Origin of the sequence: Asticcacaulis sp. (assembly GCF_051956075.1) — a bacterium.
Taxonomy (GTDB): Bacteria; Pseudomonadota; Alphaproteobacteria; order Caulobacterales; family Caulobacteraceae; genus Asticcacaulis.
Genome location: NZ_JBQCGA010000030.1, coordinates 58706 through 69346, shown reverse-complemented (window position 1 = coordinate 69346; position 10641 = coordinate 58706). Strand labels below are relative to the sequence as shown.

Here is a 10641-nt window from a genome sequence, read left to right as displayed (position 1 = left end):
CGTACCAGTCGGCATCGCCGCCTTTCACTTGTCCCTCACCCGCCCCTTGCCCTTGCAGGCGTTGAAGCAGAACTGCGCCCGCCTGATCGCGGATAGCCTCCCAATCGTGGTGCGGTAGCGGTTCACGGTGATCGTTCTCGCTGCGCTGGTCACCGAGCAGAATCAGGTTCAGCAAACTGTCGATATTTGCGTCAGACGCCGAGGCGATCATGGACTGGGCGGCTTCAAATTCGCGCGTGGCATAGCCGGGCGTTACATCGGGGGTTCTCGTCTGTGGGCGATCATCAGCGGACATGGCGCGACACTCCCGTCTTGCGGACCAGTGAAGTGATGGGGTCGGTGAGGAAGCCCATACGCACCTTCAGAGCGATGCGCATCGCCACCAGCATGTCCGCGCCGAAAGGGATTAGGCCCTTCTCGTAACGGCGGATCTCGCCCTTGCTCATGGCGAGCTGATCGGCCAACCCCTGACGCGACAGACCTATCTGCCTGCGGCGCTCGCGCATGATCTCGCCAAGGCGCTCATTGACGATATTGGAATTGTGAATACCTGTATCAGCGCCTGTTGGCCGACGCACCGCTCTAAGCTTACGCATGTCTAACCCCTTTCCAATCGAAGAGGCCAAGCGGGTGCATACCGCCTGGTCGACTTCTGAGCTTTGGTGATCGGGGAGTTAGTAAACCGGAGTTACTCGGTCCCTATGGCCTTTAGCCGGGGCCTATTGCATACGCCATAGGCTCCCCGACCAGAACAGAGGTCAAAGGATAGTGCGCTGGAAATGGCCAGCGTCAAACCAGTAACTCCGAAGCTTACTACGGCCCCACAACCGCATGTGGCGGCTGCACTGTCAATGTGACATAGACGCGAGTGGAAAGCAAACGGGACGGTGGTATTATTCGGGGGAACATGTCGACGGGAGGAGGTTCAAACTCGTCACATATATTTTCAGTCTCGCGCTCCAAAGCGTTCATCTGCTGAACTAATGGCCATAGTGCCGTAAGCGTCATAATGGTCCGTTATTCTCTGACTAAACGGATCAAACGTCGGGGCAACGTCGCCGGCGACCGCCACTCGGCCGGTCTGATTGTCCTTGCTGGGGCCAGGCGTTCCCCTCCGCCTCGCGAAGGCGCGTCCGCGCCGGCATGAACTCCGGTTGAAGATTAGCAATGCGTTATACCGTTTCAGTGCGGTCCTGAACTGCGGGTATTCCCGCGACGATATAAATGTTGACGCCCCCTTCTTGGGCCACTCGATTCATCCAGTCGTGTGCGGTTGACGGCAATGAGCCGTCTTCCGTAACTGGCATACATGTTAGTTGGATCAGTTCATATCGGTCGCTGTGCCACCTTGTTTTTCCGTCAGCTTCCTCGACCGGCGCGACATAATATTTTATCCCGTAGACAAGCGCGGTTTGGTCCAACGGAATGGTCGAAAAGTGGATCACATCCATTGGTTCGCCGGAGGTGAACTGTTCAATGCCAGCCACGGAGAAGCTGAGCGTCGATTTAGCGTCAATACCTTCCAACATCTCATGCAAAGATGCGATTGATTGCCAGTGATCCATGGCAGTATCAATCCGGAATGTGGTGTTTGGGAAACCCGCGACGTTCAAAACTTTTTTTAAGCCTCGCATAATGGCGACGACCCCAGACCATCCATGGGATGGGCCTGACGCCTGAAATCCAACTGAGCCCCTTATTGGCTGACTTGCTTCCCTGCGTATTTCGAGGCGAAGTTCCCCGGTCGATGCGCTATCTAATAATGAATATAATTTCGCCCATTCGTCCGCTGTGTGATGAATTTCGTGAACACGGTCGTTCTTCATCGAGAAATTGATCGAGACAATCGGGCTTCCATCGTTCGAAATCACCATGGCTAAAGTCATCTGAAATAATTCAGCGTCGATGATTATTTCTCGGACGCCTGGATTCAGTGACTCCGGCAACGCGATAAAAACCGCCGGGAAGAGAAAAGCCTCCGACAATGGTCCCCTTGAAAAAACCACCTGGCATTTACTATCGTCGCCCGGCATAAATCGCGCCTTCCCAGGTCCCAGCAACCCCGGGGCTGACGCGGCAATGCCAAATCGAAGATCGAGAGCTTCCTTTATTTCAAAGGAAAAATCGGAATTTCCAATAAAGCAGTCGATAATCTGGTCTTTTCCGGTGAAATGGGCGGTGCCCTTTATTGTAAGGCGTTCCGCCGAATATCCTAAATTATCAAGCTGTCTGCGCTTTTGCTCAATATATTCAGCCATACCTTTGGCCACGACGGTTTCAACAAAATCGCCAAATGCTTCTCGTGCGAGAGACAGATTGGTTGCCCACTTCTTCAAGGAAAAGCTGAAAGTTTTTTCGCTCGGATCGACGCCCTCCACATGAGCTTGGCGAAGTGCTTTCAATATGCGTTCAAGAAACTGACCCGCGATGTGTATGACGTAGGCCGCGACCAACTGCCCGTCGTCGGCCATCTGCATTACATAGAAGAATGACGGCTTCGGCTCCTTTGCCAGTCGCTCGACTGAACTCAGCGGTGCCGTAACGATATGGGTCGAAGTCCAAATCGTTTTCACCTGGACCGCGCAGGAAATTGGAACGGGCCGTGTATCGATGATGGAAGTATCAGGCGAAGGGTTTGGCCATTCGACGTAATAGTCCCAACCAGTTCTGTCTTCCTCTGCCTTATTACAGTGAAAGGAAGGGTGGCATTGCAGCGCGAACTGGCGCTCACCCAGGCGGCCTAGCCGCTCACTATTCAGGACACGTGTGCGCGGCATCGGCAGCCCGAAATTTAAGAGGATAACTTGACGAGGCCGGCGTAGTGTTTCGGCGCCAGGGCGGCGATCATCTCCAGAAGGTATGTTGTGTTTTTCTGGGTCTCGGCCACCAGTGCAGGGTCAAACCCTTTGCCGGTCATGTGGGAGAGATCGTTGGCAAACTTGTAAATTGCGGTTTTTTTCAAAGGATCAAAGTCAACTTCGTCAAGCTTTTCGTAGAGACCAGCGGCAGAGGGCTCGTAATATTCAAGAAAGGTCTCTAGCACTTTTCGCGCAACATTTGGAATATGGTAGGCACTTTCGATCGTTCCGTCCGACTTGTACGTATAGAGTTTCTTGAAAAGATACTGGTATTCGGACGCGTGTTCATGAAGTAATTGATCGAGCTTGCACAGATGTGCATTGCGCCCATTCTCGTCTTCTGTGCAGGCGATCATAAAATATGACTTCAAACCTGCCCTTTTTGGGATGCCGTGGAACCAGTTCAGCACCAGTTTCAGGAAATCAAAGTTATGGGTGAGCACGACAATTTGTTTGGCATCCTTCACCGCATTCTTGAGGTAAGAGAAGGCTTGGTAAATTGCTGAGGAGTCCAAACTTGAGATCGGGTCGTCGATTACCACGACGCCCTCGGCAATATTGAATGTCTGATCGCTAAGTTGAACAAGGAAATAGATGAAGGCAATTGCTGTCTTCTCCCCTTCGCTCAAACGCTTTGCCGGCTTACCTCTTCGATGAATCAAATATCCCTCGTCGGTAGACACGAAGGTAAGCTCCGCGCGCCCTAGGAAATTTTTAAGCCGTTTAGTAAGGTCTGCGCCGGCCGTATGAGCGTTTGCGACCTTGGCACGCTTCTCAACGATGGAATTTTGTAAATCGTCCAGACTGCGCCCCGCAAATGGGGCCGACGCGCCCGCCTTTAGATCGTCGATCAACTTCCTAGCCTTGGCGATTTCGTCGTCATAGGCTGTGACTTGGCCGGAAATCGAAGACAGATAGCTAGTTTCCATGGCGTCGCGGGCCGTCGCCTTTTCCTGATCAAACGCTGACGTTTTGCGATTGTGGCGTTCGCAAAGAGCCTTCGCGCTGGCGACGGCCGCCGACAATCCGCTGAAGTCGGACGGCAAGTTCACCGCGTACGATACGGTTCGCTCGGTTAGCTTTTGCGCGAGTAATGCGTAGGCCTCGTCGACAAATTTCAGCGCATAGGATTTTGCCGATTCGAGCGCGGCCGCGAGAGCATCGGCTTCGTCGCGTAATTCAGAATAAAATTGTCCCTTGGCAGGTACAACCATCTCACGGATGTAGTGTCGCACGACATCAAGATGCTTCTGCTCTGCCTCAATATCAAATTTCAGGTTCTGATCTTCATCGCTGAAATGACCAGCCAGCAGCACCAGACGCGCGGCTGGAAGTTGTTGATCGCAGAACTCACATCGTTCAGACTTATGATTGCGGTGTATGAGAATGCCGCGTTCAACCCAATCGTAGATATCAGGGTTCTCTTGAAGGTGAGCAATCACCGCAGACTGAGCGGTACGCGCCGTCAAAATGTTTACATCATCACGAATTGATTCGAGAATTTCGAGAAGATTTCGACCTGTTCCGTCGGCCTGAGGTTGAATTGGGAAGGATACGCTGTTGACGCTATCCAACTGTTCTTGGTGCACGGTCGCCCGGTGAACCGCCAATTCTTCGTCAGACAATTCTGAGAATATTTTTATTTTGGAATAGGCTGCCTCAGCGTCAGGCTTTCGATAGCTTCGTACCGTGGTGCCGCTAATCGCCTCCCCAATCGTTTTGGCGATGGCGGAGAATAGCTTGCCTCGATCGCTCTCAAGCTTCGTGATATTGCTTGTCGCAGCTTCGATCCCGCTAATTCGGCCGGTGCAGGCGGCCTGTTCATCGGCGACCTCCTGGGCAAGCGCCTTGTTATCTTCCCCGATGATTAGAATGTGCGGAATAGGTCCTTCGCACTGGCCGACATTCGCCTCGACATAATCGGCATTGAAGACACGGACTTTTCTCGGATAATTCTGCCCGTGCGTGAATGCACCCGACTGGGTCGTAACGGAATATTTCAGGTCAGCATATGCGGCATGGCCGCCAGCCGGGAGCGATGCAAGCAAGCGCGATAGCGTCGTTTTACCGGAGCCATTGTCGCCGTAAATGACGTTATAGCGCTGAAACTCCGGGAGATCATTCGCGGCAACGTACTTAGAAAATACTCCTAGATTCTCAATCTTTTTCAGCGATGTAAGCACGGCTAGTCTCTGATATTGTCCCCTTTCGGCACACCATAAACCTGTGCGTGCAAAATAGAAAGTCCGTCCGGCGAACGAGTGGGCACTGGCCAACCCGCTCATGGAGCCGGCAATTATTCAACAATCGATTGTGTCATGCCGCTATTGCAAGTAACTTCCTTGACCGGAGGACACCCCATGGCGCTGGACCAGCTACAAGACCTTGTAAAAACTAAGGTAACGAACCTGCGCCCGAAACTGCTTGACCTGAGCCGACGCAATCCTTTGCTGGCCACCAGCTTCAGTACAAAGACGAGTTCGCTCGTCCGTGTCGTCGACGAATTGCCGGACGTGCTGTTCTATAAATTGAACAACGGCCAAAAAATGCGAATCGTGCCGCTGCCGGAAATTGATGACGATCCGAAGGACGAAGAAACGCAGGCGTTTCGCACCGCACTTAGCTGCGCCCGCATTACAGACGACACCTATTCGACCGATCTCGAAAGCGCAGATGCTGACGCGGACGATTACCCAGATCAATTGCGGAAAATTGAACGCGCGCTGAAAGACCGCGTTCGAGAAAGCCTCGGGATGCCGGTTCGCCCCAACAAGGCCCAGGTCAACCTGATTCAACACGCCCGCAATAACGGCATTACGCCTTCGTACGACTTACCGCTGCCGTCCGAACGCCACGAAGACGGGCGCCATACAGATAACGATATCCAGACTCTTTTGTTGCCGAAGGATTTGGAGCGAAAACTCGACTCGATAAATTCAAAGTGCCGCACTTGGCTGCAAGAGACCGGCATCAACGTGCTTCACACGGCCTACGGCTTTTTGGAATGGTCTGAGCCGGATCAACCGAAAACCGCATTTGCGCCGCTGCTGCTTGCCGGGATTGAGGTTGAGAAGGTCAGAAGCAAGAACGGCAGTGAATTCCGGATAAACAGCCTCGGCGACGAGCCGGAGGCAAACGCCGTCTTGCACGAGAAACTGAAGCTGGAATTCGGCATTCAGATGCCGGCCTGGGACGGGGCGTCGGTTGAGCAGTATTTCGCCGATATCGCAGCACTTGCACCGAAGGGGCTGACCTGGAAGGTGCGTCGGCAGGTAGTGATCGGTGTTTTCCCATCGGCAAAGATGGCGATGTATCACGACCTCGACCCGGCACATCCGGCGATTTCAAAAAGCGCGCTCGTCAGCGATCTCCTCGGCGGTGTTAATAGCGATGCTGCACTGCCCTTCGCCGAAGAGTACAATGTCGATGAACCTGACATCGAGAAGCATGTCCCCCTGCTGGTCAGGGAAGCCGACTCCTCACAGTTCAGTACGCTTGTTGACATCGGACGCGGCGCAAATGTGGCGGTCGAAGGACCGCCGGGAACTGGCAAATCCCAGACGATTGTCAATGCCATCGCCGTTGCCCTTGCCAATAATAAGAAGGTCTTATTTGTTGCTGAAAAGCTGGCAGCGCTCAACGTCGTCAAGTCGCGGCTAGAGGCCTGTGGCCTCGGCGAGTTTCTGCTGCCCCTCCAGGCCGACCGCTCCACCCGCGAACAGGTAATTTCTTCGATCCGCGACCGGATGGAAATGGATCTTCCGTACCCAAACCGAGATTTCAGCGCCCGTATTGCCGAATATCGGAAGGTCCGATCCGATCTAGCCGCCTATATCGATGTTCTCACTTCGACGGAACCCGGCACCGATATGACGGTGCACGAGATTCTCGGTAAGGGCATTGCGACCTCTCCGGCCCTGGAAGGCATACCAATCGCGGTGCTGTCGGCCTGTTCTGTTTCGCCGGAATTCTTAAGCCGGCTTGGCTTTGGCCGCCTACGTGCCATCGCCCAAACCGTTGAAGATGCACACAACGAGCGCCTTGGCGCGTCCGCCGCTTGGCGAGACACGACGCTAACCGACCCCGATAAATTCACTGTGGAAGAGGCCTGCGAACAGGCAAGGCAAGCGTCGGTGGCGTTTCGCGCCCTTGCGGACGCCAGATCGAGGTTGCCCGACTTTGGGCTTGAGCAGGCAACGAAGGTCGCCGAACTCACAAGCCTAGCAAAAGTGCTCCGTGATTTCTTTGAGTTATCAGGACAGAGCCGAACTGCGGCGCTTGCGCTGCTGGACGCCACCACGTCCCAGCAAGTGGCGGATTTCATCGACGCGTGCGCTGCGTACGCCAAGGAATGCGAAGAACTGGGCGCGATATTGACGCGCCCGGCAGCGGTGGATGTCGCCGAAATCGTCGACCGCATTTCTTTGATATGCGCAGACGCACAAATCGACACGATTGACACGGACAAACTTGCGGCCGATTTGCAATATGCGCGTGACGCGCTGGTGTCGGCGCGTGAAAGCTATGAACTCGTCCAACCGCTTGTCAAGCACGTCCCTGACGCGGGGAAATGGCGCTTCAAAGATATTGTTGCGGCCCATCACATGGTCCGTTCAGCGGGCCAACTTCCACTTTCTTTGCGCACAGCTCAAATGGCTGAGCCTGCCGCGCTGTCCATTTTGGCGGAACTCTGCACCGCCGGGCGGGCACTGCAAAACCGCAAGGCGGCGCTGAGTACCAAAGCATCGCTGCCATCAGACGCGACGGCGGATAGTTTAGCGGCAGACGCCGCAACCATTCGTTCGTCAGGGCTATTCAGCTTTTTGTCTTCCAATTACCGCAATGCGATCCGTCGCGCCCACGCGCTCTCGCTTTCGGGAAAGCCTGATAAGGCAAGCTCGGCAGCGTTACTCGAAGAGGTTGCTTCGTACCGGCGAGAGGAACAGGTATTTTTGTCGAGCCCGCAAACTGCGGCTGTATTCGGTTTGCATTTCCGGGGCGTCGATACCGACTTCGCGCCGTTTGAAGCGATGGCGGCATTTTTCAACTCGGTCAATGACGCGTTTGGGACGCCTGACCGACGCTCGTTGCGCAACTTCCTGCGTTCGGCCGATTTGGATGAACTTGAGCTATTGACCGACATTCCTACGCTGCCGCCGGTCGAAGTTTTTGAAGAACTGCAAAATGACATCGCCGAGGCGGACGCTGAAATAGCGGCATTGGGCAACGCGCTCGAACAGCTTACGCCGTTGGTCGGCCTATTTAAGTCGCCTTCGGACGTGACCGTGAAGTCGCTTCCCAATCTGGCCATTCGCATCCGTGACCTGCTGGCACAACACGGGTCGCTTGCCACCTTTGAAACCGTCAAATCAATATGCGGCGACCGGTTTGACGGGGCGCATACCCAGACCGAGTTTCTGCAATGGTCGCTGGCATGGGCAAAGGAGGCGTCCCCGCTTGCTGTCCAGATCATCGCCATACATAACACTGGTCGTATCGATGACGCCGTTGGCCATTTTGCATCTGTCGTTGATGCGACTGAACGCAGTCGAGCGTTGCTGAATAAGACGTGCGAGATTTCGAAAACGCCGGCTGAAGCCTTTACCAGGGCGGGCGATGCACAAGCGATTGCCGAAGCCTTGAGTATGGCGGCGGATGACAATAACGGTCTGTTTAAGCACGCGAGTTTTGCCACCGCGCTCGCCGCCGTCACGGGTACCGGTCTGAACGACGTGGTTTCGCACGTGGTTCGAGATGGCGAATCTTTATCCGGGTTTGCAAACATCGTCGAAGCCCTCGGCGCGCGATATCTGGGCCGCCGGATTTACGCCATCCATGGCTCCGTGTTGGCAAAATATCCTGGCCGAACGTTGAATGAATTGCGCGCCTCGCTTGCGAAAAAAGATCGCCAGCTCATCGACTTGTCTCGCGAACAGCTTCGCCATCAATTGTACCGCAATAGCCATCCGCCGAGAGGTAATGGCGTGGGTAAACGCTCCACCTGGACGCAGATGGCATTGATCGAGAATGAGGTTGCCAAGCAGCAGCGATTTGTACCTGTGCGCGATCTTACCGACCGGGCCGGCGCGGCATTGCTGGAATTGAAACCGTGTTGGATGATGTCGCCGTTGGCAGTGGCGCAATATGTCAAGAAGGGAGCAGTGCATTTCGACCTCTGCCTCATTGACGAAGCCTCGCAGATGCCGCCGGAAGCAGCGATTGGCGCCTTGCTTCGTTCGAAGCAAATCGTGGTCGTGGGCGACACCAATCAGCTACCGCCGAGCAACTTTTTCAAGAAAACCTTTGAAGACACGGAGGTGGAAGAAGACGATACGGTCATCGACGAATCCATTCTTGAAATGGCAAAGGGTACGTATCGGCCCTCCCGTCGCCTGCGTTGGCATTACCGCTCGCGCCATTCGGGTCTCATCCAATTTTCAAACCGGATGGTTTATCAAGATAACCTCGTCGTTTTCCCCTCGGCCACGGAAAGCCTCACCAGAATGGGCGTGGAGTTTCGTGCGACCAAGGGACTGTACAAGTCGGGCACGAATCCGAAGGAAGCGCGCGCCGTCGTAGAAGCGGCGTTGGACTTTATGCGTCATGATAGTGGCCGGTCATTGGGCATCGTCACGCTAAACCAGGCGCAACAAGCCTTGATCCGGGAGGAGTTTGAGTACGCCCTCAGTAACGACAATCATGCCGCCTCTTATGTCGAGAAGTGGCAGATCGAGCGGGATGGGCTGGAGTACTTTTTCATCAAAAACCTTGAAAACGTCCAGGGCGACGAACGCGATGTGATTTTCATCAGCACGGTCTACGGCCCTGAAACCGAGGGCGGGAAAGTGATGCAACGGTTCGGGCCGATTAATGGCCTTGCCGGTAAGCGCCGTCTGAACGTCCTGTTTTCGCGTGCCAAGGAAAAGATCATTACCTTTTCGTCTATGGACGCGAGCGACGTGGTCGCGGAAGAAAGCGGCAACCCAGGCGCATACATGCTCAAACGCTGGCTCGAATATTCAGCGACCGGCGTGCTGGAAGCTGGCGTGTTCACCAACCGTGAGGCTGACTCCGAGTTTGAAATTTTCGTCATGGACCAGATTAGGGCGATGGGTTGTGAGCCTGTGCCGCAGGTCGGCGTGGCCGGCTATTTCATCGATATTGGCGTGCGCCATCCCCACTGGCCCCACGGTTTCATCCTCGGTGTTGAATGCGATGGTGCAAGCTATCATTCCGCGAAATCGGCGCGTGATCGCGATAGGCTACGGCAAGAAGTCCTTGAAGGACTGGGATGGCGGCTGCACCGGATATGGTCGACCGACTGGTTTAACAACTCCCGCGACGAAGCGGAACGGCTGCGATCTGTCATATCCGAGCGTATGGCGGAATTGAAAAAGAAAGAGGCCGATTACGTTCAAAAGCCTTCGACGCCAAAGGCTAACGCCGCCCCGAAATCGGATATCGTCCTTGAGCGTCCTACAATTGTCGCTCCTCCGAAGCCAGGCGCCGCACCAAAGGCCGCCAATGGGGTCAATGTCGGCGACACGGTGCGTATTCGCTATTTGCTGGATGATCAAAAGGTCATTCAGGTCACGGTTTCCAAAGGCGCGAGCAACACTGCTGACGGTGTGGTGAACCATGAGGCACCCATCGCTCAAGCCCTGCTTGGAGCCGAGGAAGGCGAAGAGGTTGAAATCCTTGTCGGTAGCTACGTGAAGCCAGCGGTGGTCGAGAAGATCATTAAGGCGAATGCCTGAGCGTAGTCGACAACCCGGCTTGCGCT

General features: G+C 54.7%; 5 protein-coding genes. 1 reads left to right on the top strand and 4 read right to left on the bottom strand.

Annotated elements, in window-relative coordinates; all coding sequences use genetic code 11:
* The 4 genes from ACTHLA_RS08150 to ACTHLA_RS08135 form a co-directional block, all read right to left on the bottom strand.
* On the bottom strand, positions 1 to 295 hold a 295-nt coding region (locus ACTHLA_RS08150; protein WP_440187125.1), incomplete at its 3' end, for a hypothetical protein.
* Complete coding sequence (locus ACTHLA_RS08145; RefSeq protein WP_440187122.1) at positions 285 to 596, bottom strand: helix-turn-helix domain-containing protein; 312 nt, start codon at positions 594 to 596, stop codon at positions 285 to 287. The genes ACTHLA_RS08150 and ACTHLA_RS08145, both read right to left, overlap by 11 nt.
* 576 nt (positions 597 to 1172) lie before the next feature.
* Positions 1173 to 2777 carry a hypothetical protein gene (locus tag ACTHLA_RS08140; protein WP_440187119.1) on the bottom strand — a complete coding sequence of 535 codons (1605 nt, stop codon included), beginning with the start codon at positions 2775 to 2777 and terminating at the stop codon, positions 1173 to 1175.
* A 14-nt stretch (positions 2778 to 2791) separates the two neighbouring features.
* Entirely contained in the window at positions 2792 to 5041 is a 2250-nt protein-coding gene (locus tag ACTHLA_RS08135; protein WP_440187116.1) for an AAA family ATPase, read from the bottom strand.
* Positions 5042 to 5218: 177 nt separating this feature from the next.
* Between ACTHLA_RS08135 and ACTHLA_RS08130 the strand changes: the two genes are divergently transcribed.
* Entirely contained in the window at positions 5219 to 10615 is a 5397-nt protein-coding gene (locus ACTHLA_RS08130; protein ID WP_440187113.1) for a DUF4011 domain-containing protein, read from the top strand.
* The last annotated feature ends 26 nt before the right edge of the window (positions 10616 to 10641 follow it).